Genomic DNA, 25,288 nt, shown 5'->3' on the forward strand with positions numbered 1-25,288 from the left:
ACGATCAAAAACCGTCTTGTTGTACTGGAAAAACCACCAAAGCTTCGCTGGTGCCGAACCTGTTCCACCACAAACGTACCGTTTCTGGCCTGACCTCGATCCGACGTTCAAGCGGCATTAGCTATTTTTTGAATGTGAAAACGGGAAAGAAATGAATTGCACACCACCAACGGGAATATCTCTTGGCTAATCCTGAAGTGCTCCAATGGACTGGTCTGGGTGAACCTTGGACGCAAGCCAGCCCACCCCTCCGGAAGACATTTTCGCCTGATAAGCCCCCGGAACCTGTCGCTCAAAGAGAATTGTGTTCCAATACAGCGTGTCCTCATGTTCACATGAAGTAAATTAGGCACAACCATCGAAAGGACCGAAAGTGCAGGAACATGGATATGCGTCTGGGCGCCTAAATCTACCTTTCGTCGGAATATCGACCTTCGGAAAATCTCCATACATCGAAAACTGGGACAGAATTGATGCCGATGTTTGCGTCCTCGGCGCGCCCTTCGACTTTGGCACGCAGTGGCGCCCGGGTGCTCGGTTTGGTCCCCGGGCCGTTCGAGATGCATCGACCCTTTTTAGTTTCGGCCATGCTGGCGCCTATGATCATGAGGATGACGCGACCTATCTGGACAACTCGGTTCGGATCGTCGACCTGGGGGACGCGGATATTGTCCACACCAAGACCGAGACCAGCCACAAGAACATAGCCTTTGGTGTGCGAAAGATTCTAGAGGCCGGAGCCCTTCCGCTGGTGATTGGCGGTGATCACTCGGTCAACATCCCCTGCATTTCTGCATTCGAAAGCAACTGCGCTGAAAACGGCCCAATACATGTCGTTCAAATCGATGCGCATTTGGACTTTGTCGATGAACGTCATGGCGTTACCAACGGGCACGGAAACCCCATGCGCCGCGCGATCGAGAAGGTCTATGTTTCAGGGATGACCCAGTTGGGTATTCGAAACGTTTCGTCCACCTCCAAGGAAGGGTATGACGACGCGCGTGCGCGCGGATCGGATATCCTGTCGGTACGGCAGGTTCGCAGACTTGGAACAGAGGCTGTTCTTGACCGCATACCCGCGGGAAAACGGTACTACGTGACTATTGATATCGATGCATTTTGTCCATCGGTCGCACCAGGGACCGGAACTCCAAGCCACGGAGGGTTTCTGTACTATGACGTTCTGGAGATCCTTCAGGGGCTCGCGAAAAGAGGTGACGTGGTCGGCATCGATCTTGTCGAAGTGGCCCCTGCCTACGATCCCACTGAAAGCACTCAGATACTGGCAGCGCAACTTCTGCTGAATTTTCTGGGCTTCATATTTCACGAACGCGCTCTACACACGTAAAATAGCGGGTGGAGCCGAGGCTCCACCCCAAAGCATCAGGCGCCGATAATGTTGTGACCCGGCCCGTAGGGGAATCCGGTGATGTTTTCGGCTCCGTCTTCACCCACTACCAGAATATCATGCTCTCTGTAGCCGCCCGCACCGGGCTGGCCTTCAGGGATCCACAGCATCGGCTCGATCGAGACCACCATGCCGGGTTCCAGCGCGGTGTCGATGTCTTCGCGGAGCTCCAGACCGGCTTCGCGACCATAGTAATGGCTAAGAACACCAAACGAGTGGCCATAGCCGAAGGACCGGTATTGCAGCAGGCCTTCGTCGGCAAAGAACCGGTTGATCTCGGCTGTGATACCGGAACAGGTGGCACCGGGTTTGATCAGGCTGAGGCCAAGTTCATGCGCGGCCACATTGGCCTTCCACAGCCGCAGGCTGTCGGCATCCGGCTCGCCCAGAAACAGGGTCCGTTCCAAGGCGGTATAATAGCCCGAGATCATCGGAAAGGTGTTCAGTGACAGGATATCGCCTTTTTGTAGTGCGCGTTTGGTGACCGGGTTATGCGCGCCGTCGGTGTTCAAACCCGATTGGAACCAAACCCAGGTGTCGCGATATTCGGCATCAGGATAGGCACGCGCGATCTCCACTTCCATCGCGTCTCGGCCGGCCATTGCAACCTCGATCTCGGTTGCGCCTTCGCGGATTGCGGCATGGATCGCAGCGCCACCCACGTCGGCAGTACGGGCACCGCCCTTGATCAATTCGATTTCTTCAGCGGATTTGATCATCCGCGCGGCCATGGTGTCCGTCGCGATGTCAACCAATTCAGGCTCGCCAAGCATGCTCAGCGCTGTGTCACGCGCCGCCAGCGTCATGTGGTCGCCTTCGATACCGATCCGTTTTGCATTGCCGATCAGGCTCGCAACTGCACGCCAGTAGTTGTCGCGCTTCCAGTCAGTATAAATCACGTTGTCTTCAACAGACCGGCGCCAGGGTTGCCCGGCATCAATATTCGCGGACACGGTGGTGCAGCTGTCCTGGGTCACAACGCAGCCATAGGGGCGCCCGAACGCACAGTACAGAAAGCCTGAGTAATAGGCGATATTCTGCATCGACGTCAGCAGCACCACTGGGATATCTCGCCTGGCCATTATCGCGCGAAGCTTGCCAAGACGGCGGTCATACTCGGCTTTGCTGAACTGCAACGGGGCCTTGTCACCATTGTGGCAGGTGAAGAACTCGGGGCGGTTTGATATGTCAGTCATCTCTGGTCTCTCATCTTTGCCGGGCATGCAATTCCCGGCCACTTGTCCCGGCGTTCAGGACAGGCGGTCTCGGGGTCCGAGAGCCGATCACCTCCGTAGTCGCCGCGACGCCATCGCAGCGGAGATGAACAGGTGAATCGTTAGATCAGACGGTTTGCTGCGTCAAGCGGGCGAAAGACCCCGCAAACGTTCAGACCGACGCCGCAACAGTTCGACCGTAGTCAGCAGAGCAATAGACAGAACCACAAGGATTGTCGCAACCGCAAGAATGGTTGGACTGATCTGTTCCCGCAGGCCGGTGAACATCTGCCACGGCAACGTCTTTTGGCTGGCGGAGCCTACAAACAGCACCACAACCACTTCGTCGAATGATGTGATAAAGGCAAAGAGACCGCCAGATATGACGCCCGGCAGGATCAACGGCATCTGAATCTTGAAGAATGTTCGCACGGGTCCAGCACCCATATTGGCTGCCGCCCGGGTCAGAGACCGATCAAAACCGACCAGAGTCGCGGTCACGGTGATGATCACAAACGGAATACCCAGAACAGCGTGGGCCAGAATAACTTTCAGATAGCCCACGAAATTCTTGTTCATGCCCAACGTACCTTCGAGGAAGCGCCCGATATCACTGTAGAAAAAGAACATGCCCGTCGCCGAGATGATCAGCGGGACAATCATCGGAGATATCAGAATTCCCATAATCGCACGGCGCCCGGGAACGTGAGACTGGCTGAGTCCAATAGCAGCCAGTGTTCCCAACGTTACCGAAATAACCGTCGCGATCGGCGCAATGATGAGCGAATTCTTGAAGCTGCGCTGCCATTCGTTGTTGGTGAAGAAGTCTCGGTAGTGCTTAAGGGAATAGCCTTCCGGATCCAGCCGCAGCATCTCGGGGGTGAATGTAAAGAAATCCTCTGCGTTGAAAGACAGCGGCAACACCACAAGGATCGGTGTGATCAGGAACACGAAGATCGCACCACAGATCACGCGAAACAGATAGTGATAAAAAACCTGTTGTGCCGTGAGGTATGGCAGCAGCTTGCGCCGATACCGCCCCTCGTACAACCAGAAGATAAACCAGGCGAAAAACCAGCCGCCGAGCAATCCCAATACTCCGCCCATCAGCCCGGCCACTATGAAACCAACGACACCGAACCCGATGATGTTAATCCAGCGTGCGAGGTTTTCGTTCTTCACGAGATTTATGTAGACCCAAGCCAGCCCCGCGATCAGGACAGCTCCACCCAGGATACCCAGAAGGACCGAACCATTTCCGGCCCCGACAAAAATACCGGCAAAAGCCCCTGCGAGTGCGACACTGGGCAAAACCATGGACATGGGTTTGCGGGATATCGGTGTCAGTGCGGCCATCTTGATTATCCCAACTTCACGTTATCGATGCCCACGATCTTGTCGTAGACCCAGTAGAGCAGCAGCACGACCGCCAGAAGGATCGTACCCAAGGCCGCAGCCAGCCCCCAGTTCAGTGAGGACGAGATGTGATAGGCGATCCGGTTCGAAATAAAGACACCCTTGGTGCCGCCCACGATCTCGGGCGTGATGTAGTAACCGATTGCCAGAATGAACACGAGGATCGAACCAGCCCCGATCCCGGGCACGGATTGCGGGAAGTAGATACGCCAGAATGTCGTCCAGTTCGTCGCTCCCATGGATTTGGCAGCGCGCGTATAAGACGGCGGTATGGTCTGCATCACCGAATACATCGGCAAGATCATGAACGGCAAAAGGATATGCGTCATCGCGATGATGGTGCCGATCTGGTTGTTGATGATAATCAGCCGAGCGTCATCAGCGACCAGCCCCAGCCAAACGAGGGTATCGTTAATAACCCCCTGTTGTTGCAACATGACCTTCCACGCGGACGTTCGCACCAGAAGAGACGTCCAGAAGGGCAAAAGGACCAGTATCATCAACAGGTTCGACACCCGCATCGGAAGTGTCGCCAATAGGTAACTGACAGGGTATGCGAGCAGGATACAAGCGCCCGTTATCGCGAGCGACATGAACAGAGTACGTCCGAAAAGCTTGATGAGGATCCGCTTGTCTTCGGGTTGGGCCTGAGCGCCTTCCGGGGTTCTGCGCATATCGACGGCATTCAGGAAGTAGCCATTGGTGACCGCCGGTGAATGGGTCTTGATCACGCGCCAGGTTTGCGGATCTCCCCAGCCTTCATGGATCTCGATCAATTTCTCCTTGAAAGGCGCATCCGCTTCAGGATCCAGTTTTTTGATCTGACGCCCGGATTTGCGGAACAGCGAAGACATACCTGTTTCTTCGTAGTTCAGACGCGAACCAAGGCGAGTGTGTTCTTTGTTTTCGACCGCAACGACCATATCGTGAACGAAAGCATCGTAAACCGCTTCATCCGGAAGCTCGCCGCTTTGAGCATCCCAACCCTTCAGAGTTTCCACAGTAAGTGGAAGGGTTTCCGACACCATGCTGTTTTCCACCGAACGAAACAGCATCGACGCAATCGGCACGATGAAGGAAAACATGACGAACAGCAGAAGCGGAGCGACGAGCATCAACGCCCGCAATTTCTGCCGCCGCAGTGAACGTGCCAGCGATTGCTTGAGCGGCGTTCCGTCCGCTGCCAGCATCGGCCCTGCATTTTGGCTTGCGTCAGTCATCTGTGCCCCTTGGCTCTGCTTGAGTCTGAGGGCGGCGCGCCGCCCCCGACTTTTTCATGAAAACGCGCGCTTATTGCGCCAACCAGGCTTGGAACTTGGCTTCGATATCGTCGCGGTAATCCGCCCAGAACTCGTAGTTGTACAGGAACGTGTTCTTGGCGTTTTCCGGATCGGTCGGCATGTGCGGCGCCATATCGATACCCAGGTCGGCGTGCTGACCCACCAGCGGCGCTGACGATGCCCGGGCCGGACCGTACGAGATGTACTTGGCCTGATCCGCCAAACGCTGGGTGTCAGTTGCGAACATGATATAGTCCAGAGCGCGCTGCTGACGCTCTTCGCTCAGACCAGCAGGGATGATCCAACCGTCTAGGTCAAAGATCTGCGCGTCCCACAGCATGGCAACGGGCTGCTTCTGCTCTTCGATCACGCTGAACAGACGACCGTTATAGGTCGAACCCATGACGATCTCGCCATCAGCCAGAAGTTGCGGTGTATCCGCACCAGCGGACCACCAGACAACGCTGTCTTTGATCGTGTCGAGCTTTGCCAGCGCCTGATCCTGACCTTCCGGAGTGGCCAGAACGTCATAGACATCGTCTTTGGCGACGCCATCACAGATCAGAGCCCATTCCATGTTGTTGATCGCACGCTTTTCAAGCGAACGCTTGCCTGGATAGGCTTCCAGGTCAAATACGGCGCAGACATCGCTGGGCGGAGTGTCTCCGACAAGATCGGTGCGGTAACCAAAAGTGGTTGAATACACAATCTGCGGAATAAAGCAGTCGCTGACCAAAAGGTCGCCGAAATCCTCGGAGGCAGACGTGCCATCCGGCGCCGACGCAAGCTGAGTGTCAAAGTCGATTTCAAGCGCAAGACCTTCGTCACAAAGACGAATTGCGTCGGCAGCCACAACATCAACCACATCCCAGGTGATGTTGCCGGCTTCGTTCATCGCGCGCAGTTTCGCAACTGCTTCGGCCGAGCTGTCATCATTCAGAATGGTGACACCTGTCTTTTCCGAATAGGGCTCGTGGTACGCCTTTAGCTGTGATTTGGAATAGGCGCCGCCCCAGGAAACGATCGTCATTTCTTCTGCGAATGCACCGCCAGCAACTGCCCCAAGTGCCGCTGCTGTTAACAATGTTTTGGTTGTCTTCATGAATTACTCCCAGTTCTTCCCGTTTATGTGTGTGGTCGGCTGATGCACGGGTTTTCACCAACCGGTCCCTCAGTGAGGTCGCGCTTGTTCCGCGCGACTTGGCCTATGCGTCGAGCGCACGACAATCCTGGGCCAGCCAGCCGATCTCGATCTCCTGCCCCGGGGACAGGCGGATCGCGTCTGGCGCGTTCCGGGTCTTGACGATGAACTCATCATTTCCGGCAACGGACATGCGGAAACGGAACACGTCACCCATGTAAATGAATTCTTTGACGGTTGCCTTCAGCGTATGTGCATCGGCGTGCAGGCGATCCTTGTTGAATTCTACCCGCTCGGGCCGAATCGATACTTTTGTCCGTTCGCCGGGTTCGCGAACATTGATCGGAACAGCGTCAATTTCAGAGCCATCATCCAGCTGGACGAGGCATGTATCGCCATCAATCGTCTTAATGACGCCTTCCATTGTGTTGTTTTCCCCGATGAACTGCGCAACGAAGCTGTTTTCCGGTTCTTCATAGAGCTGATCAGGCGGCGCAAGCTGCTGAATGCGGCCATCGTCAAATACGGCAACACGATCCGACATAGTCAATGCTTCGGTTTGGTCGTGGGTAACATAAACCGTGGTGATTCCCAGTTCATGCGCAAGACGTGTGATTTCGAACTGCATATGCTCACGCAGTTGTTTGTCCAAAGCGCCCAGAGGTTCGTCCATCAACACCAGTTCGGGTTCAAAAACCAAAGCGCGCGCCAAGGCAATTCGCTGTTGTTGACCGCCGGACAACTGAGCCGGACGTCGACCGCCAAACGCACCCATCTGAACCATGTCCAGAGCACGTTGAACCTTTTCCTCCCGTTCAGACTTGCCCAGTTTGCGGACCTCCAAAGGGAACGAAAGGTTTTCGGCCACCGTCATGTGTGGGAACAGGGCATAGTTCTGAAAAACCATACCAATTCCGCGCTTATGCGGCGGGATATTGTTGATGGGTTTCCCGTCAAGGAGGATTTCGCCATGGGTCGCGGTTTCGAACCCGGCGAGCATCATAAGACATGTTGTCTTTCCGGAACCCGACGGCCCGAGCATTGTAAGGAACTCACCCCTGGGCATCGCAAGATTTAGATCTTTAACGACGAGATTCTCGCCATCATAAGACTTCTGAACGCGTTGGAATTCGACAAACGCGGCGTCGTTCGTTGTACCGGTCACAAGACCCCCTGTTTCGTCAAATGATTATCCGAGAGCTTCGGATTTCATTGATCTGTAGGCAGCAGTTAAGACCATGCAGCCAGCATTTGGCAACTCTATTTGGCGGACTTTCTGCATTTTGAGTTCAACCTTAACACTCATTGAAAGCCGCTCAAGTCTCGCATGTGCCATGCAAGGCTTTGATTACTCGAAAGAACAGGCTTTCCGATCCGTTCACGAATCTCAGGGATTGCTTCAAGGGTGCGCAGGTTGGTACAGCTGAGGAAAACGGCCTCAACCGACGGATCAGATCCCAGTTTTGTTGCGGCTTCAATCACGGACTGCACCGAAATCCGAGCGACCTTTGCCTCTTCGGCCTGTCCGAATGTCCCGAAAACATCCATGGTTAAGCCGTTTTCCGAGAACGCGTTACGCAGCGGTGCGTTGACCTCTTCCACGTAAGGCGACAGCAGCGCAAACTTAGAAACACCAAGGTCCGCAGCGCAGGCCGTGGCCGCACGCAAAGGGTTTGTAACTTCCTCTGTTTTGCACGACTGCTTGATGAGTTCCTCCACACGCCCTGATCCAATGACGGAACTGGCCGACGTGCAGCCATAACCTACCACCCGAAAAGGTCGCGCGCTGGGCAATAATTCGGCCGCTGCCGGCAACGCCTTTTCCATCTCGGCAAGGCTTTCCGTTGTCACTTCAATGCCACTGGGAATCCGTGTTACATACAACGGGCTTTTCCGGCCCGTGAAATACGTGCTGAATTCCGGCTCAATCGTCTCGTCGACCTGAAGTACGATCAATCCAAGTGGCGCGGCTTGCGGGTCGTCTTCGTCAAGCGTGTAAGGCACGTAAGTCATAGCTCAAGAATCTCCGGCCCGATGCGCGGGCTGATAAAGCGCGGGGCATCGTCTGTTAGGACAATGTTTTCTTCGTGAACTAGGATCTTGTCACCAACTGCAATACCCGGCTCCAGGGTCAGCACCATACCGGGTTCAAGAACGGTCTGGTCCGTCGGGATGAGGGACGGCCATTCAGTCAATGACATGCCCAACCCATGCCCCAGCCGACCGGCATCTGTGCCTTCAGAATCCTTGGTCAGCACCGTGTTCATTGCATGAAACAACTCTGCGGCGGTTGCGCCGGGCCGCGCGATTTCGAATGCAGCATCTGACGCTTCTATCAGCCTGGTGTAAGCAGATTTCACGTCGGAATTTGCTGGGCCGACAGACCAGTTGCGGTCGAAATCGCTGAAATAGCCATCCCAGACCAAGCCGGTGTCAAGCATCAGTACATCGCCATCCTTCAAGGGGGACGAAGACGCAGGCGAAATCACATCAGAATAACCGCCCTGCTCTGCCCCACCTGCGAGATATGGCACCCAGTCGGCGCCCTCTTCCAGACAGAGTATCTGGAAACCGCGAAATACTTCATCCAAAGGCACGCCGGCCCGTGCAATCTCGGGAACGCGCGCGAACGCGCGACCAGCTATGGCGCATGCAGTTTCGATCTTGGTGATTTCTGCATCGGATTTGACCATGCGAAGCTGGCGCAAAATACCCTGATCTCCGGTGATGCAACGCGAACCGAGACTGTTTCGCAGGCGTTCAATGTCCGACAGGGGCATACGCGCATGCGTCTCGTGCCCATCCGGCATTCCGATACGACCTTTGGGGGGCGTCAGTTCCGTCAGGGCATCCGTCAAAAGCGAAACGCCGTCATCCTGAAGGTCGGGTGAGCTCCACGTTCGGATGTCGTCGATCCAGGTTTGCCCCATCAATGAGGCGCCGATCGAGGGGATAACTGCGACCGGTTTGCCAGCCGCAGGCAGGATCAGGAACCAAGGGCGGGTCGGGCTTTCCCAGAATCTGGTCAGGTACCCGGTAAAGTAGCGCACATCGGTTTCCGTGGTCAGCAGCAGCGCCGACAGGCCCGCGGCACTCATCATCACCTGTGCGCGTTCAGTACGCGCGGCAAATTCTTCTGGATCGAACCCTCTCATCCGGCGGCCTCAGAGGTGGTGCGCCGCATGCAGGCTGAACCGATGAATCGACGCAGCCTGAATGGCCCAGTCTTTCGGCCCGTTCGGTGTGGATTGATATCGGTTTTCATGCACCCCCCGGAATTTTCATTCGTTGACGTGAGCGGATCGGTAGGGTTCTGTCAACCACAGTCTTTTGTTGACCGGAGGCGCCAATGACCCACTCTGATCCAGCCTTCAGCCAGGCGGAATATGATCGCCGTCTTGCCAAGACCCGAAAGGCGATGGCCGCAAAGGGAATTGACTGCCTTTTTGTCGAAGACCCATCGAACATCGGGTGGCTCACCGGGTATGAGGGATGGTCTTTTTACGTTCACCAGGGTGCCCTGGTTTTTCTTGACGCGGACCCAATCTGGTGGGGGCGTCGGCAGGATACAAACGGTGCGCTGCGTACGGTGTGGATGGGGGACGATCGGGTTTTCGGATACGCCGATCACTTCGTGCAGTCGACCACACGGCATCCAATGCAGGATCTGGCCAAGCTTATTGCTGACTGCGGACACGGCCAGAGCCGAATTGGGGTGGAGCTGGATAATTATTATTACTCGGCCAAAGCCCATATTACACTGACAACTGAACTGCCCGGGGCGACGCTGATAGATGCAACGGCTTTGGTCAACTGGCAACGGGTTGTAAAATCCGGCGAAGAAATCGCCCTGATGCGCAAGGCGGCCCGAATTTCAGAGTTTGTGACTGACGGCGTGCTTGAACGCGTTGAACCCGGCCTGCGCAAGAACGAACTGGTCGCGCAGATTTACCATGACGCGATAACGGGCGTCGAAGATGACTGGGGGGATTACGCGGCCATTGTACCACTGTTGCCGTCAGGGTCAGACGCCGCCGCGCCACATCTGACCTGGAATGGTGATGTGTTCAAATCGGGCGAATGCACCTTTTTTGAGTTGTCCGGCTGCTATCGCCGATATCATGCTCCGTTCTGTCGGTCGGTGTTTCTGGGACGGCCGCCTGATCATCTTAGAAGGGCCGAGGCGGCTTTGGTTGAAGGGTTGGAGGCGGGTCTGGAGGCTGCGCGGCCCGGCAATCGCGCAAAAGATATCGCCAAAGCGCTGGCCGCACCGCTGGAACGTGCGGGGATAGAACGCGGTGCTCGCTGTGGCTATCCTGTAGGCCTCAGCTATCCTCCGGACTGGGGCGAGCGCACGATCTCGTTGCGGGACGAAGACAATACGATCCTCGAAGCCGGGATGACATTTCACTTTATGCCCGGGCTATGGATGGATGATTGGGGGCTTGCGATCACCGAGACCATCCTGATCGATGAAAAAGGACCGGCAGAGTGTCTGTGCAAACGACCACGCAAAATATTCGTCAAGCCCTGATAGGCGCACGAACGATTGAAGGCCCGCGCCGGATCAAACCCGTATCTGTTCAAGCAACCAGTCACGAAACAATGCGGCCGCCGGATTGCTGGCGTCGGCGGAAAGATAATACCCTTCGTTGCATCCGACAGTGCTGTCATGTGCGCTTTCGACAAGACCGGTTGCCATCGCATGTTTCGCCAAAAATTCGCTGATCAGGGCAACCCCGCTGCCATGAACCGCCAAATGAAGCGCCATGCCGAACGTGTCGACGAAAACAGCAGGCTGCCGTCGCACGTCCTGCTTGTCGAACCACGTCTTCCATCCACTGGACGTGCCGACTGCTTCTATCAGGGGAAGGTCGAACGGATCCCCTGCAAGCGTCGGCGCCTTTAGAGCGACAAGCCTGTCAGGCCTCAGGCGCTCGGCCCCCCTGCCCACTTGTTTTTCTGACCCAAACCTGACCTGCACGTCAGCTTGCGACGCGTGAAAATCGTCAGGCCAGATTGCACTGAGCAGCCGCACACTGATCTCTGGATTGCGTGTGGTGAAGTCCGCGAGATTTGGGGCGATGACCCATTGCGCGACACTAACAGAGGTGGCGACCGTCAAGACATCTCCTGGTGCGCTTGCGTCGGCCCTTCCAGCAGCAGCGGCAAGTGCCTCAAGCGCACTGCCGACCTCGGGCAACAGTTTTCGCCCGGCATCCGTCAGGGCCAGACTGCGAGGATGTCTTACAAAAAGTGCTGTCCCCAGACGCATCTCAAGGGACTTTACCTGCTGACTGACGGCCGATTGAGTCAGACCTATTTCCTCGGCAGCCGCGGTAAAACTCAGGGTCCGGGCTGCTGCCTCGAAGGATCGAAACCAGGTCAAGGGTGGAAGTGATTTTCCCATTGATCAAGTTAGCCATTAATCTTTTTAATGCGAAAGCACATAATTCAATCATTTGTCAAAAACCACACTCGTTTCTACCTTTCTCCAGCGCGACAGGAGAGGTGTGATGAAGCCAGAAATACGCAAGATTGTAACCTACGATGAGGAAGTTCTTGTCGAGGGATTTCGCCCTGCGGAAATCCCGTGGCGCATGTTTGCCGTGGCCGCAGTGATTACAAATCCCTGGGCTGGTCGATATGTCGAAGACCTTAAACCCGAAATACACGCATATGGCCCCATACTCGGAAAGATGATGACGGACCGCATGATTACGTTGGCCGGCAGTGGTGACGTAATCGAAGCCTATGGCAAGGCAGCCGTCGTCGGACTGAATGGCGAGGTCGAGCACGCCTCGGGCATTATTCATACCCTTCGGTTCGGCAACCACTACCGGCAGGCGGTCAGCGCGAAGTCCTATCTGGCTTTTACAAACACGCGTGGCCCTGCGAATGCGCCGATCATGGTGCCATTGATGGACAAAAACGATGCCGGGCGGCGTTCTCACTACCTGACGATTCAATTCTCGATCCCAGACGCACCACGCGACGACGAAATTGTCGTCGTACTGGGGGCGGCAACCTCGGGCAGACCGCATCACCGCATCGGCGACCGTTATCAGGATCTCAAGGATTTGGGCCATGACGTGGACAACCCGGCCGCGGTCTGAAATCGGCGGGCTGGCCGCAATCCAAACTGGCACAGGTCCGGAAATCCTGTTGCTCCACGGGGTCGGCCTGCGGGCCGAAGCCTGGGGCGCGCAGTTAGACGAGTTGGCCTCTGAAGCTCGCCTGACAGCGCCGGACATGCCCGGTCACGGAGAAAGCCCGTTGAGTTTTTTCGACACGGAGCTGTCGGAATACAGTGAAGCAGCACGGAATGTGCTGGGCAGTCTGAACGGTCCGGTCCTAGTTGTCGGCCACTCGATGGGTGCTATGATCGCGCTGGACCTTGCCGCCAAGGCGCCAGATCGGATTTGCGGCGTCGTGGCAATGAATGCCGTTTTTGAACGCGGCGCAAAGGCAGCGCAGGCGGTTCAGGAACGTGCTGCGGGACTGGATGGTGAAACACCGGTTGATCCAAACAGCACGCTGCGCAGGTGGTTCGGTGACATCGGTTCGCCTGAACGTGATGCCTGCCGCGAATGGCTGATGGCCATGGATCCGGCTGCTTACAAACTGACCTATACGGTTTTTGCTCAAAGCCAAAATCCTTTGCGCAACGCGTTGGAGAAACTTGGCTGCCCCGCACTTTTCCTGACCGGAAGTCTGGAGCCGAACTCCACTCCCGACATGTCGCATAAAATGGCTGAAGTCACCCCGAACGGACGCGCGCTTATCATCGATGGGGCGGCCCATATGATGCCGATGACACATTCAATTCAGGTCAACGCCGCCGTTTCCAGCTTTCAAAGCGAGGTGCTATCATGACCAAACTCGACCCCTGCGACCTTCGGCGGGCATTTGGCAAATTCATGACCGGCGTGACGGTAGTTACCACTCGCAACGCCTCTGGCATGGCCGTAGGCTTCACGGCAAATTCCTTCACTTCGGTTTCTCTCGACCCGCCACTGTTGATCGTTTGCCCAGGCAAGAACTTGTCTTCATACAGCGAATTCTCGGCCTGCACCCATTTCACGGTGAGTGTTCTGGCCGAGGGGCAAGAAGATGTGTCCAACACCTTCGCCGGCTTCAAAGGTGATCGGTTCGCCAAAACCGACCATAGCCTCGACGCGCGAGAGATCCCGTTGATCAACGGCGCAGTCGCGACATTTTCCTGCCAGACCCATCGGGTGATCGAGGCAGGTGACCATTGCGTTTTGATCGGTCAGGTCGAAGCCTATTCCCACGACGACCGCCCGGCGCTGGGCTACGCGAACGGGCGGTACTTTAGCCTTGGTCTGGAACGCGGCGCGCTTGAACCGACGGGGCGCCGGATCGTCTGCGGCGCAATCATCGAACACGAAGGCCGCGTGCTGCTTGAGAAAACGGATGCCGGTTTCAGGCCGCCGCAGGTCACATTGTCCGACCGGCGACAGTTGCGGGACAGCCTCCGGCAGGATCTGAATGATCGTGGCATCGACGCAAATCTCGGCGTCGTCTACTCGGTCTATGACGATGCCACAGCGCATCAAGTCTACATATTGGGCAATGCGCCGGACCTTCCCAAACACGGCAAGCTTGAGGCCGTCGCGATTGAAGATTTGGCGGCCCTTTCCTACACGACGACGCCAATCACCACCATGATTTCTCGTTTTGCGCTGGAAAGCCGAACCCGCGACTTCTCACTTTATCTGGGCAGCGCGCAGCTGGGCGACGTGCACAGCTTTTCTGAAAGGACCTGATGGATGGAGTTTTCCCTTTTTGCACACATGGAGCGGCTGAGCCCCGATCAACCCCATGAGAAGCTGTATGAAGAGTTCATCGCGCTGTGTAAAATGGCCGATGAGGCAGGAATGCGTGCTGTCTGGACCGGTGAGCACCACGGAATGGACTTTACGATCGCACCGAACCCTTTGATGTCCCTTGTAGATATCGCACATCACACCAAGAACGTGCGGCTTGGCACGGGTACAGTGGTTGCGCCGTTCTGGCATCCGATCAAACTGGCCGGCGAAACGGCTGCGGCGGACCTGATGACGGGCGGCCGTATCGAGTTGGGCATCGCCCGCGGCGCCTATTCGTATGAATATGAACGGATGGTGCCAGGGATGGATGCATGGGACGCTGGCCAGCGCATGCGGGAAATCGCGCCGCTTTTGCCCCGGCTGTGGGATGGTGACTGTGCCCATGAAGGAGAGTACTTCAAATTCCCGGCTACCACCTCGGCCCCCAAGCCGGTGCAATCCGGCGGGCCGCCCATCTGGATCGCGGCGCGGGATCCGAACAGTCATGAATTCGGTGTGCAGAACGGCTTTAATATTCAGGTCACACCGCTCTGGCAGGGCATGCATGAGATTGAAACGCTGATGGGCCGCTTTGAGGATGCCTGCGCAAACTATGACGGGCCGCGCCCCAAGATCATGCTTCTGCACCACACCTATGTTGGCAGTGACGATGCTGATCTGGATCGGGCCGCTCAGGAATTGTCTTGCTTCTACAACTACTTCGGGGCCTGGTTTCAAAACAAGCGGCCAGTCCAGCAGGGCTTGATCCAGAAGTTGACGGACGAAGAGATGGCGGCCAACACGATGATGGCTCCGGAAAACCTGGCGCGCGATCTGACTATCGGAACCGCAGATGAAGTCACGGAACGTCTGAAACGCTATGAAGACCTCGGCTACGATGAGTATTCGTTCTGGATAGACAGCGGTATGAGTTTCGAACGCAAGCGCGCATCGCTCGCCCGCTTCATCGACGATGTGATGTCCAAGTTTCAGTGAGGATCAAGACGATGCACCAGAAGCCACACTTCCAGCTTTATATCGACGGTTCGTGGACCGAAGGGGCACACGGGCAAGTGATGAGCTCGCAAAACCCTGCGACGGGCAAGGACTGGTCCAGTTTCGCCTGCGCCGCGCCGGAAGACGTGAACCGCGCCGTTTCTGCGGCGCGTCGGTCACTTGATGATCCAACGTGGCGCGACATGACACAAACCGCGCGCGGCAAACTGTTGTTCAGGCTTGCGGATCTGATCGAGGAAAACGCCAGACACCTGGGCCAGCTTGAGACCACTGACAGCGGTAAGCTGCTTGCCGAAACGGCGAGCCAGACAGCCTATGTCGGTGACTATTATCGATATTATGCGGGGCTCGCGGACAAGATCGAAGGGGCGGTTCTTCCGATCGACAAACCGAACATGCATGTCTTCACCAAACGCGAACCGATTGGTGTGGTGGTCGCTATCGTACCCTGGAACGCACAGATGTTCCTGACCGCAACCAAACTTGGACCCGCGATAGCGGCAGGATGTTCGGTCGTGCTGAAGGCCTCCGAAATTGCGCCCGCTCCGATGCTGGAGTTCGCACGGCTGATCGATGAAGCTGGTTTTCCGCCCGGTGTGGTCTCCGTCATTACCGGGGATGCCGAAAACTGCGCCATCCCGCTTACCCGGCACCCGGACGTGGACCGGATCGCATTCACCGGCGGCCCTGAAACAGCGCGCCATGTAGTGCGCAACTCGGCTGAAAACTTTGCGGTGACCACCTTGGAGCTGGGCGGGAAATCCCCGATCATCGTTTTTGATGATGCCAATCTGGATGGCGCCGCCAATGGCTTGATTGCGGGAAATTTCGGCGCCTCGGGTCAAAGCTGCGTGGCCGGTTCGCGCGGGCTGATTCACCGCCCGGTGCTGGATGCGCTTGTTGACAAGATCGAAGAGAAGATGAAGGGCGTCGTTATCGGTGATCCATTGGAAACGGCCACCAATATTGGCCCGCTCTGCACCGAAGCTCAGTTGGAAAGAATTCAGGCGACTTTGGCGAAAGCCACAGAACAAGGTGCACGCATCCGTTTCGGAGGAAAACCACTGGACCGGCCAGGCAACTACATGGACCCAACACTGGTGGAGTGCATGAGCGCAGAGACAGAGACGCTGAAGGTCGAAATGTTCGGCCCCGTAATGTCGTTGCTGCCATTCGAAACGGAAGAGGAAGCCATCGCTTTGGCCAACGACTCTCAGTTTGGGCTTGGTTCTGGTGTTTTCACTGAAAACGTCGCCCGTGCCCACCGGGTTTCATCCCGTCTGAAATCGGGAATTTGCTGGATCAACACATACCGCGCCGTATCACCGATTGCACCTTTCGGCGGCTATAATCAATCCGGTTACGGCAGAGAGGCAGGAATCGAGGCCATTCACGATTACACGAGGACCAAAACAGTCTGGCTGAATACGTCAGAACAGCCAATGTCGAACCCATTCGTCATGCGCTGACAAGAATTTATTTCCTTGTCCTTTTGATGGCGCAGGTGTTGCGCTTGTCAATCGCACCAAATTCTCTGAGCCCAGCTCATTATGATGCAATCCCTTGTGGTTTCGGGGCTGGTTTCGAAGCACCCGGATGGCGATCTTTAGTCCATTCGAACCGACTATCTTATAATGGGTTCCGAATACGGCATTCGCATTCCCGGCAAAGTCGGAGCGACAGCCCAAAGAAACAAACGGGGTTATCTCCGGCCCTTCATGGACGCTATCGAAGTCGGCGATGACCAGGTACGCACAAGGGGACGGCGAGCTCAGATTGAAACGGCTGTAGTTGCTCGACAAGTCGAGCGCTCAGCAGTTCCCTGCTTTGCTCTGAAATAGCGGTGCTGTCAGACAAATTCGAACCAGTCTCGGCTAGCAACTGTATTCCTCATATGGGTTGAGAACCCCAGTATTGACGGGATTTGCACAGAGCATTTGCTTTTGTGACGAGTTTTCGGGCCTCAGCGGTGATAATGATTTTTTACGATTTTCCGGCCGCGCGTTGGTGATCAGCGAAGGCTTTCAGAACCGAGTTGTGATGAGCCGCAACCAGCGCGGCCTGGAACAACACGTACCGTAGCAAGCGTCGTCCGCCGCCAATGGCTCGTTTCCCGCGCAAAGCCCCACCGTCATGGGCGATTGGTGCGAGCCTCATCAATACTGGGGTTCTCAACCCATATGAGGAATTCAGTTGCTGGCCTTCGCAATTCAGGTTGGCTTTGGGTTCGATAAAAACATGATTCAGAGCTTGCGAAGGGAGTCATTGCGCCCCGGCGAAGAGTATTTGTTTCCTGCGGTCTGCATCCCTTTGACACAAAACGAAATCGCTCTCATTCAAAAAACCCCGAGGAGAGGGCGCAACTAAAAAATGTCCAAAATCATCACGCCCTGCGACTAGCGCAACCAGAGTTTTCACGCCGTTTTTCTGCTTCATTGAGGGCTTTATGAAACGCAACGCCGCACCAATGCGTCTATCGTCTGTGTTATTTGGTCCTGATGCGTGAAACAGATGCCCGTGATGCATGGATGCCTGCCCCGCACGTAATTCCACAGCGACTGCATCTTGTTCATTCACATCAACCGCGATTTCCTGCCCACGTGATAACAGATTGTTTTCGCTGAAGGTGTCCACGTGTGGCACGATACGGCTTTTATGGCTGCCGGGAACGAACTTCATACACCCGCTTTGCTCGGAAGCTTCCGAGATCGCAACCCAGCAGGTAACTTCCTCTGCGTCATCCAATCCCCAATAGGTCAGGTCCTGATGCCAGGAAACGATCTTTGTAGATCGAACTTCTTTGACAAATAGTGCTCCGCTCCAAACCATAAGGTCGGGTCCCAATACCGTTGAAGCAACTTCAATCAGTTTAGGATGGCGAAGAAGTGCGTCGAATGAAGGTATTAGCCTGTCCGGATAAGAATATAGCAGCTTCAGTTTATCTGGGTCGTCTTTGAGAATGCGCTCCGCTTCCTCAAAATCATCGCGCAATGCCCGGGTCTCGTTGTCTGTTAGGATGTCCAGCGGTGCTACGAAACCATCTCTTTCATAGGCCTCCGCGACGTCAGGCGATTGTCTATCCATTTTCATTATCCGTGAAAATCAACTGCACCTTCATTGATCGGCTTCGGTCAGATGCGATCTCGAACGCGGCTATAGCCTCCCGTACATCAAAGGAATGCGTCACCAACTGATCGACGTTAATTAGTCCGCTTCGCATCATCTCGACCGCGACTGAAAACTCGGAATGGAAACGGAAAGATCCGCGAAGTGCAATCTCTTTTGCAGTCAACACCTGCATCGGCACCGTCATGTCGCCCCCCAGACCAAGCTGAACTAAGGTTCCGCCCGGGCGCAAACAGGCAACGCCAGACGCCAGAGCGGGTTGGGCACCTGAACACTCCAAATGTATGTCAATTTGGCCCTTGTCTCTCTCAAAAAGCTCCAATTTTTGTGGTTCGTCCTTGGTGTTGATCACCTCGTCTGCACCGCAATCGCGAGCCGTGTTCAACGTCTGATCAGAAATATCGGTTGCTATAATTCTGGCAGCCCCTGACCGTCGTGCAACCATGATCGTAAGACACCCGATCGGACCGCAGCCTGTGACGAGTACCGTCTTACCGACCAGGCTCCCCGCCTGATTAACCGCGTGTAGACAAACAGCCAAAGGTTCCGCCATAGCAGCCTCCGCCGAGGTCAATCCATCTGCTGCAACACATTGGTTGGCTTTGACGACAAGTTTGCTCTGAAAGGCACCTTGGATATGAGGATATGGCATTGCGCTGCCGTAGAATTTCATATCAAGACAGTGGTTTTGCTGACCTTTCAGACAATAGAAGCAAGTTTGGCAGGGACAGGACGGAGAAATTGCGACCAGTTGACCAACGTTTAGCCCAACAGCACCTGCTCCGATGTCCAAAATTTCACCTGCAACTTCATGCCCAAGCGCCATAGGCTCACGCAACCTGATCGAACCAAATCCTCCGTGGTTAAAATAGTGCAGGTCAGAACCGCAAATTCCACCGGCCTTCATTTCAATCAGAGCTTCATCTGAACCTATGTCGCGAACGTTTCGAGTTTCCAACCTAAGATCCTTCGCAGCATGGACAACAACCGCGATATTGGCCGACGACATTGATAAGACCCCCCCTATACAGATTGCCAAAAGATACGGATAGTCGGTGCCAACAACCAAGGAGTTTTTGCATGACGCTTGAATTGTTCGACCTAAAGGGAACTCGCGCACTGGTGACGGGCTCTAGCCAAGGCATTGGATTTGCGCTGGCTCGCGGCTTGGCCGCCGCCGGTGCAAAGGTCATTTTGAACGGGCGCGACACCGCAAAACTATCTGCAGCAGCCTCCGAGTTGAACCAGGCAGGCGCCTCGGTACGTGAACTTTCGTTCGATGTGACCGATCATGAAGGTGTCCGATCTGCTGTGGACGACTTTGAAGAAAAAATCGGCCCGATAGACATCTTGGTAAACAACGCCGGAATGCAACACAGGACAGAGTTACAGGATTTCCCCGCTGATGCCTTCGAGCGCCTACTACAGACAAATGTGGCGTCCGTCTTTCACGTCGGTCAGGCAGTGGCACGACATATGATTGTAAGAAAGTCTGGTAAGATCATTAACATTGCATCGGTTCAATCCGCATTGGCCAGACCGGGAATTGCGCCTTACACGGCGACAAAAGGTGCCGTGACCAACCTTACAAAAGGGATGGCAACTGATTGGGCCAAGTATGGTCTTAACTGCAATGCCATTGCACCTGGATATTTCGATACGCCTTTGAACGCCGCCTTGGTTGCCGACCCAGAGTTCAGTGCATGGCTCGAGAAACGTACTCCGGCCGGCCGCTGGGGCAATGTGGAAGAACTCGTCGGTGCAGCAGTATTCCTTGCGTCCCCCGCATCCAGCTTCGTCAATGGACATACTCTCTATATCGATGGTGGAATAACCGCGTCACTCTGATCTGGAGCTTTCAATCGTCTGCAAAGCGTGGCTGAACAAAGAAGTCCGTCACACCACCGACTTCAAGGCAATCAGCACAACAACCAGCAATGAACCCGCCATCGCTAAGTTGATCCTTCGGTGCGACCTCTCGCTTAAATCAAGGCTACCTATTTTTGCACCAGCACTCAGCCAGATCATGTGCACTGGCACCCAAATCGTATTGAAAACTATGACTTTTATGATGACCTCCAAAAAAGGCGCTTCGGGCAAAAATGCAAACCCTGAAAACAATGCAGTGCCGACCACGTAAGCTTTTGGATTAATGAATTGTAGCGTCAGCCCATTTGCAAATCCAAGTGGTGAGTCTGCAGGAGAGAATCCAACTTTTGAGCCAGCGCTAGCAATGCGCCAGGCAAGAAAAACCAAGTATCCGACCGACGCAAACAACAACAAGTTTCTCAGCACTGGCACAGCCAACGCCGCAGCGGCTACTCCCGAGACCACCAACATCATATTGATGAACCCGCCCAGCATCAAACCTGCCACAAATGCCAGACCTGCCCGAAAACCAAAAGCTGATCCAATTCCGGCCGTTGTCAGAACACCAGGCCCCGGGGTAATCAGCAAAAAGAAAACCGCAACAGCAAACTCAAACACTTGTCAGATTGGCCATTTACACATCTCTGCATTCCGGAACAGCCGTGATAACCGATCCGTCCTTAAGATGTTGCAGCAGGTTGTCGACAGTGAGGTCACCCATGGCTGCACGCGTCTCAAGAGTCGCGCTACCAGCATGAGGAAGAAGAACGACGTTGGGCAGCTCGCGCAGTTCTTTTGGAACACGCGGTTCGTCCTCGAAAACATCCAGCCCCGCCCAACCGAGCTCACCGTTCTGCAATGCTTTGATAAGAGCAGTTTCGTCGACGACTGACCCGCGACTAACGTTTATCAGTGTTCCGTCCGCCCCCAACGCACGCAACACCTCAGCGTTTACCAGCTTATTGGTCGACGAGCCTCCGGGCGTGATGCATATCAGGATGTTCACGTGTTCCGCCAATCCAACCAAATTATCGAAGTAGCGGTACGGAACATCCTTCTGTGTCCGGGTATGATAAGAAATTTCGGGAGCCCATGGCTCCAACTTGTCAACGATCGCCTGACCAATGCGACCAAGACCAAGAATGCCTACTTTTTGATTATCCGCAGATCGGGTCAAAGGGGCGTTACCTTCAACTTCCCATCGTCCGGACCGAACGTAATCATCGTCACGTACGAGCTCTCGATAACATGACAGCAACAGCAGAACTGCCGTGGTTGCGACTTCTTTGTTCAACACATTAGGTGTGTGCGTAACGACAATCCCGCGCTCAGCAGCGGCATTTGCGTCGACGGCGTCGTAACCAACCCCATAGACGCTGATCATTTTCAGATTACTGAGGGAAGTCATTAGGTCATGCGGAACTCCGTCGTGCCCATTTGTAACGATATGCGTTATGCTTTCCGCGTTGAAATCATCCAATTGATGTATGTCGAATACTGAGGTCAGGCGGTCTCGCATCCGTTCTGTGATGCCGCCAATTTGCAACAAGTCAGTCATCTTGGCCGACCTTTTGCCTCTGAACACCCAAACCATCGATGCGAAGCTCCATGACGTCGCCTTTTTTTAGGTAAACTGGTTCCGGCTTGATCCCCATTCCAACACCGGGCGGTGTTCCAGTTGAAATGACGTCGCCTGGGTGCAGTGTGAAAAGCTGGCTTAGATGCTCAATGATCTCGGCAACGGAAAAGATCATCGTAGCGGTGTTCCCGGTTTGCATGCGCTGACCGTTTACATCCAGCGACATAGCAAGACTTTGAGGATCAGGCACCTCGTCTCGGGTCACTAGCCAAGGGCCGGTAGGGCCAAATGTGTCGCAGGATTTTCCTTTGGTCCATTGGCCTGTCAATTGAGTTTGAAAATGCCTTTCAGAGACATCGTTTACGATACAATAGCCAGCAACGTATTCGACCGCGTCAGCCTTGGAAACATATTTGGCCGTTTTGCCGATGACGACGCCGAGTTCGCATTCCCAGTCGGTGTGCGTAGATCCACGCGGCATGACTACGTCATCATATGCCCCAATGACCGCAGAATTTGCCTTGAAAAAAAGTATCGGATGCTTCGGGATTTGAGCACCGGTTTCTGCCGCATGGTCCGAGTAGTTTAATCCAATGCACAGGAATTTTCCGATTTTCCCAATACAAGGTGCGATGCGAGGATCACCCTCTACAATCGGTAGTTTGCCGGTATCCAATGAGCGCAGATTGTCAAGTGTTGCATCATCCAACATCTCACCCGTGATATCGTTGATGTGAGCAGACAGATCCCGTAGTAGGCCCTCAGAGTCGACCAAGGCGGGTTTTTCGGAGCCCTCGGCTCCGTAACGAACAAGTTTCATTTCTGTTCCTTTTAGTGATTGTCGCGTGGCAAGAAACCTCGCGCGATATCGCGGTAGTTTTCTGCACCCTTAAGGGTCATGCCACGATCCAGTCGATCTACTTTTTCGCGGAATATTTCCTGCCACGGTGATTGATTGGGCGGCATCGAATACCCACCGCGCGCCTCTAGATCGCGGGCGCGTTCATGCAGTTCTTCAAGAGAAACCAGCATATCTGCTGTGCCTTTGCCAAGATCGATGCGTAACCGGTCACCATTTTTCACCAAGGCCAACCCGCCGCCTTCCGCAGCTTCGGGTGAAGCATTCAGGATCGAAGGGCTTCCTGATGTACCGGATTGCCGGCCATCACCGATGCAAGGAAGGGCTTCGATGCCTTGTTTCAACAAATATGCAGGCGGACGCATGTTCACGACCTCTGCGGCACCCGGGTATCCTTTTGGTCCGGCTCCGCGCATGATCAGAATACAGTTTGCGTCGATGTTTTCCGCGGGATCGTCGATCCGATGGTGAAAATCCTCAGGCCCATCAAAAACGACAGCGCTGCCCTCAAATGCATCGGGGTCGTCTGGGTTTGACAGGTAAGCCATTCGAAAAGCTGGCGAGATCACAGATGTCTTCATAATCGCGCTCTCGAACAGATTGCCCGAGAGATTGATGAACCCTGCTTGTTCCTTAACAGGGCTGCTGACAGGCTTGATCACATCACAATTAAGCGACCGGCGCATGGAGCAGTTTTGCCCCATCGCGTTGCCGTTCACCGTTAATGCATCGGGATGAGGAAGCAATCCAGCTTCAAGAAGCTCTCCGACAACTGCAGGAACGCCACCAGCATGTTGGTAATCTTCACCCAGGTATTTCCCGGCTGGTTGCATATTAACCAAAAGAGGTACGTCGTGGCCATGTTTCTGCCAGTCATCGTTGTTCAGCGGAACACCAAGATGCCGGGCAATTGCATTCAGGTGTATCGGCGCATTTGTCGATCCGCCAATGGCCGAGTTAATGACAATCGCGTTTTCAAAAGCTTTTCGTGTCATGATATCGCTTGGGCGTAGATCCTCCCAAACCATGTCCACAACGCGTTTACCGGTTTCATAGCAGATTTGACCGCGCTCTCTATACGGGGCTGGTATGGCTGCTGATCCCGGCAATTGCATTCCCAAGGCTTCAGCAAGCGAATTCATGGTCGTCGCCGTTCCCATGGTGTTGCAATAGCCAACCGAAGGTGCTGCGGCAGCAGCGATTTCCATAAACTCATCGGTATCAATTTCATCAGCTGCAAGGTCTTCGCGCGCTTTCCAAATAACCGTTCCGGATCCGGCGCGCTCACCTTTCCACCAGCCGTTGAGCATGGGGCCGACCGACAGGGCGATCGCTGGGATGTTGACAGTCGCAGCGGCCATGAGAAGTGCGGGCGTGGTCTTGTCGCAACCAATGTTCAGAACAACGCCATCAATCGGATACCCGAATAGACTCTCCACCAAGGACAGATAAGCGAGATTGCGGTCCAAAGAGGCAGTTGGCCGTTTACCGGTCTCTTGTATCGGGTGCACGGGAATTTCAATGCACGTTCCCCCGGCAGCGATGATCCCGTCGCGAACGCGTTTGGACAACTCGATATGGTGCCGATTGCAAGGGCTTAAATCGCTACCGGTCTGAGCAATGCCAATTATTGGCTTGCCCGACTGCAGCTCCTCACGGGTCAGTCCGTAGTTGAGATATCTTTCGAGATACAACGCGGTCATTTCCAAGTTTTCAGAATTCATAAACCACTTGCGAGACCGCAGATCATCCTTTGATATTACTGTCATTGGCCTGACCAACCCCCATCAATTACATGTGTGTGTCCTGTGGTGAATGCACTCTCATCACTCGCCAGATAGACGACCAATGCAGCAATCTCTTCTGCTTTTGCCACACGCCCCATAGGTTGACGTGCCACAAATTGTGCAAGCGCTTCTTCTCTGCTGCCCAGTTGCTTGCCCAATTCATCGACCCTGCCCCGCCAACTGGGACTGTCGACCGTTCCCGGGCATATGCAATTGCACCGAATTCCTTGCGTTATAAAATCCACGGCCACCGACTTCGTCAGCCCAACAACAGCAGCCTTAGTCGCGCCATAGACGAAGCGATTTGGCGCGCCTATTACAGATCCCAACGCGGACGACATATTGATTATCGACCCTCCGCCACGCTCAAGCATTCCGGGCAAAACAGCCTTAACAGTGCGCACCATTGAACGAACGTTTAGGTCCATGGCAAAATCCCATTCGTCATCTGTTGCTTCGAGAATTGTGCCGTGATGCACGAACCCAGCACAATTAAACAGAACGTCTGGTTTGGCCCGCTCGGCACCTTCTTGGACACTTTCATCATTCGTCACATCCATCTCGAAAATTTCCAAATTTTCGAGATTCTCGCCCCGAATCGAGTTTAGGTTTGTGATGTTTATGTCGGTCGCATAGACAATCGCGCCCTCTCTCGCCATTGCAACCACGCTGGCAAGTCCGATCCCTTGCGCCGCAGCTGTAACCAACACACGCTTTCCCTTAAGTCTTTCTATCATTTATATTTTCCAACTTCCTTAGT

The 25,288-nt window shown here is 54.8% G+C and carries 24 protein-coding genes; 8 read left to right on the forward strand and 16 right to left on the reverse strand.

The genetic code is table 11. From position 1 onward, the window contains the following. Nucleotides 1–373 precede the first annotated feature (373 nt). The gene (gene speB, locus D1823_RS06425; protein WP_117869133.1) at nt 374–1,348 is read left to right on the forward strand and encodes an agmatinase; all 975 of its coding nucleotides are present in this window, start codon (nt 374–376) and stop codon (nt 1,346–1,348) included. 35 nt (nt 1,349–1,383) lie between these two features. Here the strand turns inward: speB and D1823_RS06430 are convergent, their stop codons facing one another. From D1823_RS06430 to D1823_RS06460, 7 genes are all read right to left on the reverse strand, one after another. Next, nucleotides 1,384–2,604: an aminopeptidase P family protein gene (locus tag D1823_RS06430; RefSeq protein ID WP_117869134.1), complete on the reverse strand. Its 1,221-nt coding sequence runs from the start codon at nt 2,602–2,604 to the stop codon at nt 1,384–1,386. 162 nt (nt 2,605–2,766) lie between these two features. Further along, nucleotides 2,767–3,978, reverse strand: a complete 1,212-nt coding sequence (locus D1823_RS06435; protein ID WP_117869135.1) for an ABC transporter permease — start codon at nt 3,976–3,978, stop codon at nt 2,767–2,769. Nucleotides 3,979–3,983: 5 nt separating this feature from the next. Beyond that, entirely contained in the window at nt 3,984–5,258 is a 1,275-nt protein-coding gene (locus D1823_RS06440) for an ABC transporter permease (protein WP_117869136.1), read from the reverse strand. A 70-nt stretch (nt 5,259–5,328) separates the two neighbouring features. After that, nucleotides 5,329–6,420 (reverse strand): extracellular solute-binding protein, encoded by a 1,092-nt coding sequence (locus D1823_RS06445; protein WP_117869137.1) that lies wholly within the window; start codon nt 6,418–6,420, stop codon nt 5,329–5,331. A 103-nt stretch (nt 6,421–6,523) separates the two neighbouring features. Beyond that, a complete protein-coding gene (locus D1823_RS06450; protein ID WP_117869138.1) occupies nt 6,524–7,624 on the reverse strand; it encodes an ABC transporter ATP-binding protein in 1,101 nt (366 codons plus the stop codon). A 137-nt stretch (nt 7,625–7,761) separates the two neighbouring features. Further along, nucleotides 7,762–8,472 (reverse strand): aspartate/glutamate racemase family protein, encoded by a 711-nt coding sequence (locus tag D1823_RS06455; protein ID WP_117869139.1) that lies wholly within the window; start codon nt 8,470–8,472, stop codon nt 7,762–7,764. Further along, entirely contained in the window at nt 8,469–9,614 is a 1,146-nt protein-coding gene (locus tag D1823_RS06460) for a Xaa-Pro peptidase family protein (RefSeq protein WP_117869140.1), read from the reverse strand. Before D1823_RS06460 ends, D1823_RS06455 begins: the two co-directional genes overlap by 4 nt. Before the next feature lie 194 nt (nt 9,615–9,808). On the opposite strand from D1823_RS06460, the gene D1823_RS06465 reads away from it, so the two are divergent. Beyond that, entirely contained in the window at nt 9,809–10,993 is a 1,185-nt protein-coding gene (locus D1823_RS06465; protein WP_117869141.1) for a M24 family metallopeptidase, read from the forward strand. Between the two features lie 33 nt (nt 10,994–11,026). On the opposite strand, the gene D1823_RS06470 is transcribed toward D1823_RS06465, so the two are convergent. Beyond that, entirely contained in the window at nt 11,027–11,848 is an 822-nt protein-coding gene (locus D1823_RS06470) for a LysR family transcriptional regulator (protein WP_254683804.1), read from the reverse strand. Between the two features lie 127 nt (nt 11,849–11,975). Between D1823_RS06470 and D1823_RS06475 the strand changes: the two genes are divergently transcribed. The 5 genes from D1823_RS06475 to D1823_RS06495 are packed head-to-tail and all read left to right on the forward strand — an operon-like array spanning nt 11,976 to nt 16,777. Next, nucleotides 11,976–12,575, forward strand: coding sequence for an amino acid synthesis family protein (locus tag D1823_RS06475; RefSeq protein ID WP_117869143.1), 600 nt, complete (start codon nt 11,976–11,978; stop codon nt 12,573–12,575). Continuing rightward, entirely contained in the window at nt 12,547–13,335 is a 789-nt protein-coding gene (locus D1823_RS06480) for an alpha/beta fold hydrolase (protein ID WP_117869144.1), read from the forward strand. Before D1823_RS06475 ends, D1823_RS06480 begins: the two co-directional genes overlap by 29 nt. Next, the gene (locus D1823_RS06485) at nt 13,332–14,249 is read left to right on the forward strand and encodes a flavin reductase family protein (protein WP_117869145.1); all 918 of its coding nucleotides are present in this window, start codon (nt 13,332–13,334) and stop codon (nt 14,247–14,249) included. The genes D1823_RS06480 and D1823_RS06485 overlap by 4 nt, the downstream gene beginning before the upstream one ends. A 3-nt stretch (nt 14,250–14,252) precedes the next feature. Then, entirely contained in the window at nt 14,253–15,287 is a 1,035-nt protein-coding gene (locus tag D1823_RS06490; protein ID WP_117869146.1) for an LLM class flavin-dependent oxidoreductase, read from the forward strand. Nucleotides 15,288–15,298: 11 nt separating this feature from the next. Next, nucleotides 15,299–16,777 (forward strand): aldehyde dehydrogenase, encoded by a 1,479-nt coding sequence (locus D1823_RS06495; protein ID WP_117869147.1) that lies wholly within the window; start codon nt 15,299–15,301, stop codon nt 16,775–16,777. A gap of 514 nt (nt 16,778–17,291) precedes the next feature. Here D1823_RS06495 and D1823_RS06500 read toward each other — a convergent pair. The 3 genes from D1823_RS06500 to D1823_RS06510 form a co-directional block, all read right to left on the reverse strand. After that, nucleotides 17,292–17,465 (reverse strand): transposase, encoded by a 174-nt coding sequence (locus D1823_RS06500; RefSeq protein ID WP_117869148.1) that lies wholly within the window; start codon nt 17,463–17,465, stop codon nt 17,292–17,294. Nucleotides 17,466–17,570: 105 nt separating this feature from the next. Then, entirely contained in the window at nt 17,571–18,392 is an 822-nt protein-coding gene (locus D1823_RS06505) for a phytanoyl-CoA dioxygenase family protein (protein WP_254683805.1), read from the reverse strand. Continuing rightward, the gene (locus D1823_RS06510; protein ID WP_117872775.1) at nt 18,385–19,443 is read right to left on the reverse strand and encodes an L-idonate 5-dehydrogenase; all 1,059 of its coding nucleotides are present in this window, start codon (nt 19,441–19,443) and stop codon (nt 18,385–18,387) included. The genes D1823_RS06505 and D1823_RS06510 overlap by 8 nt, the downstream gene beginning before the upstream one ends. 71 nt (nt 19,444–19,514) lie before the next feature. On the opposite strand from D1823_RS06510, the gene D1823_RS06515 reads away from it, so the two are divergent. Beyond that, on the forward strand, nt 19,515–20,282 hold the full coding sequence (locus D1823_RS06515; RefSeq protein WP_117869150.1) for an SDR family oxidoreductase: 768 nt from the start codon (nt 19,515–19,517) through the stop codon (nt 20,280–20,282). Between the two features lie 48 nt (nt 20,283–20,330). Here the strand turns inward: D1823_RS06515 and D1823_RS06520 are convergent, their stop codons facing one another. The 5 genes from D1823_RS06520 to D1823_RS06540 are packed head-to-tail and all read right to left on the reverse strand — an operon-like array spanning nt 20,331 to nt 25,265. After that, entirely contained in the window at nt 20,331–20,921 is a 591-nt protein-coding gene (locus tag D1823_RS06520) for a LysE family translocator (RefSeq protein ID WP_117869151.1), read from the reverse strand. Between the two features lie 16 nt (nt 20,922–20,937). Beyond that, complete coding sequence (locus tag D1823_RS06525) at nt 20,938–21,861, reverse strand: 2-hydroxyacid dehydrogenase (RefSeq protein WP_117869152.1); 924 nt, start codon at nt 21,859–21,861, stop codon at nt 20,938–20,940. Beyond that, entirely contained in the window at nt 21,854–22,702 is an 849-nt protein-coding gene (locus D1823_RS06530; RefSeq protein ID WP_117869153.1) for a fumarylacetoacetate hydrolase family protein, read from the reverse strand. Before D1823_RS06530 ends, D1823_RS06525 begins: the two co-directional genes overlap by 8 nt. 11 nt (nt 22,703–22,713) lie before the next feature. After that, nucleotides 22,714–24,510, reverse strand: a complete 1,797-nt coding sequence (locus D1823_RS06535; protein ID WP_117869154.1) for an IlvD/Edd family dehydratase — start codon at nt 24,508–24,510, stop codon at nt 22,714–22,716. Next, nucleotides 24,507–25,265 carry an SDR family oxidoreductase gene (locus D1823_RS06540; protein WP_117869155.1) on the reverse strand — a complete coding sequence of 253 codons (759 nt, stop codon included), beginning with the start codon at nt 25,263–25,265 and terminating at the stop codon, nt 24,507–24,509. Before D1823_RS06540 ends, D1823_RS06535 begins: the two co-directional genes overlap by 4 nt. Nucleotides 25,266–25,288: the final 23 nt, after the last annotated feature.

It is taken from the genome of Ruegeria sp. AD91A (assembly GCF_003443535.1).
Lineage (GTDB): Bacteria > Pseudomonadota > Alphaproteobacteria > Rhodobacterales > Rhodobacteraceae > Ruegeria.

Coding starts and splice junctions, on each gene's coding strand:
- D1823_RS06430 (WP_117869134.1), bottom strand. CDS start 2,604: ATGACTGACATATCAAACCGCCCCGAGTTCTTCACCTGCCACAATGGT.
- D1823_RS06435 (WP_117869135.1), bottom strand. CDS start 3,978: ATGGCCGCACTGACACCGATATCCCGCAAACCCATGTCCATGGTTTTG.
- D1823_RS06440 (WP_117869136.1), bottom strand. CDS start 5,258: ATGACTGACGCAAGCCAAAATGCAGGGCCGATGCTGGCAGCGGACGGA.
- D1823_RS06445 (WP_117869137.1), bottom strand. CDS start 6,420: ATGAAGACAACCAAAACATTGTTAACAGCAGCGGCACTTGGGGCAGTT.
- D1823_RS06455 (WP_117869139.1), bottom strand. CDS start 8,472: ATGACTTACGTGCCTTACACGCTTGACGAAGACGACCCGCAAGCCGCG.
- D1823_RS06460 (WP_117869140.1), bottom strand. CDS start 9,614: ATGAGAGGGTTCGATCCAGAAGAATTTGCCGCGCGTACTGAACGCGCA.
- D1823_RS06465 (WP_117869141.1), top strand. CDS start 9,809: ATGACCCACTCTGATCCAGCCTTCAGCCAGGCGGAATATGATCGCCGT.
- D1823_RS06475 (WP_117869143.1), top strand. CDS start 11,976: ATGAAGCCAGAAATACGCAAGATTGTAACCTACGATGAGGAAGTTCTT.
- D1823_RS06480 (WP_117869144.1), top strand. CDS start 12,547: ATGACGTGGACAACCCGGCCGCGGTCTGAAATCGGCGGGCTGGCCGCA.
- D1823_RS06485 (WP_117869145.1), top strand. CDS start 13,332: ATGACCAAACTCGACCCCTGCGACCTTCGGCGGGCATTTGGCAAATTC.
- D1823_RS06490 (WP_117869146.1), top strand. CDS start 14,253: ATGGAGTTTTCCCTTTTTGCACACATGGAGCGGCTGAGCCCCGATCAA.
- D1823_RS06495 (WP_117869147.1), top strand. CDS start 15,299: ATGCACCAGAAGCCACACTTCCAGCTTTATATCGACGGTTCGTGGACC.
- D1823_RS06500 (WP_117869148.1), bottom strand. CDS start 17,465: ATGAGGCTCGCACCAATCGCCCATGACGGTGGGGCTTTGCGCGGGAAA.
- D1823_RS06505 (WP_254683805.1), bottom strand. CDS start 18,392: ATGGATAGACAATCGCCTGACGTCGCGGAGGCCTATGAAAGAGATGGT.
- D1823_RS06510 (WP_117872775.1), bottom strand. CDS start 19,443: ATGTCGTCGGCCAATATCGCGGTTGTTGTCCATGCTGCGAAGGATCTT.
- D1823_RS06515 (WP_117869150.1), top strand. CDS start 19,515: ATGACGCTTGAATTGTTCGACCTAAAGGGAACTCGCGCACTGGTGACG.
- D1823_RS06525 (WP_117869152.1), bottom strand. CDS start 21,861: ATGACTGACTTGTTGCAAATTGGCGGCATCACAGAACGGATGCGAGAC.
- D1823_RS06530 (WP_117869153.1), bottom strand. CDS start 22,702: ATGAAACTTGTTCGTTACGGAGCCGAGGGCTCCGAAAAACCCGCCTTG.
- D1823_RS06535 (WP_117869154.1), bottom strand. CDS start 24,510: ATGACAGTAATATCAAAGGATGATCTGCGGTCTCGCAAGTGGTTTATG.
- D1823_RS06540 (WP_117869155.1), bottom strand. CDS start 25,265: ATGATAGAAAGACTTAAGGGAAAGCGTGTGTTGGTTACAGCTGCGGCG.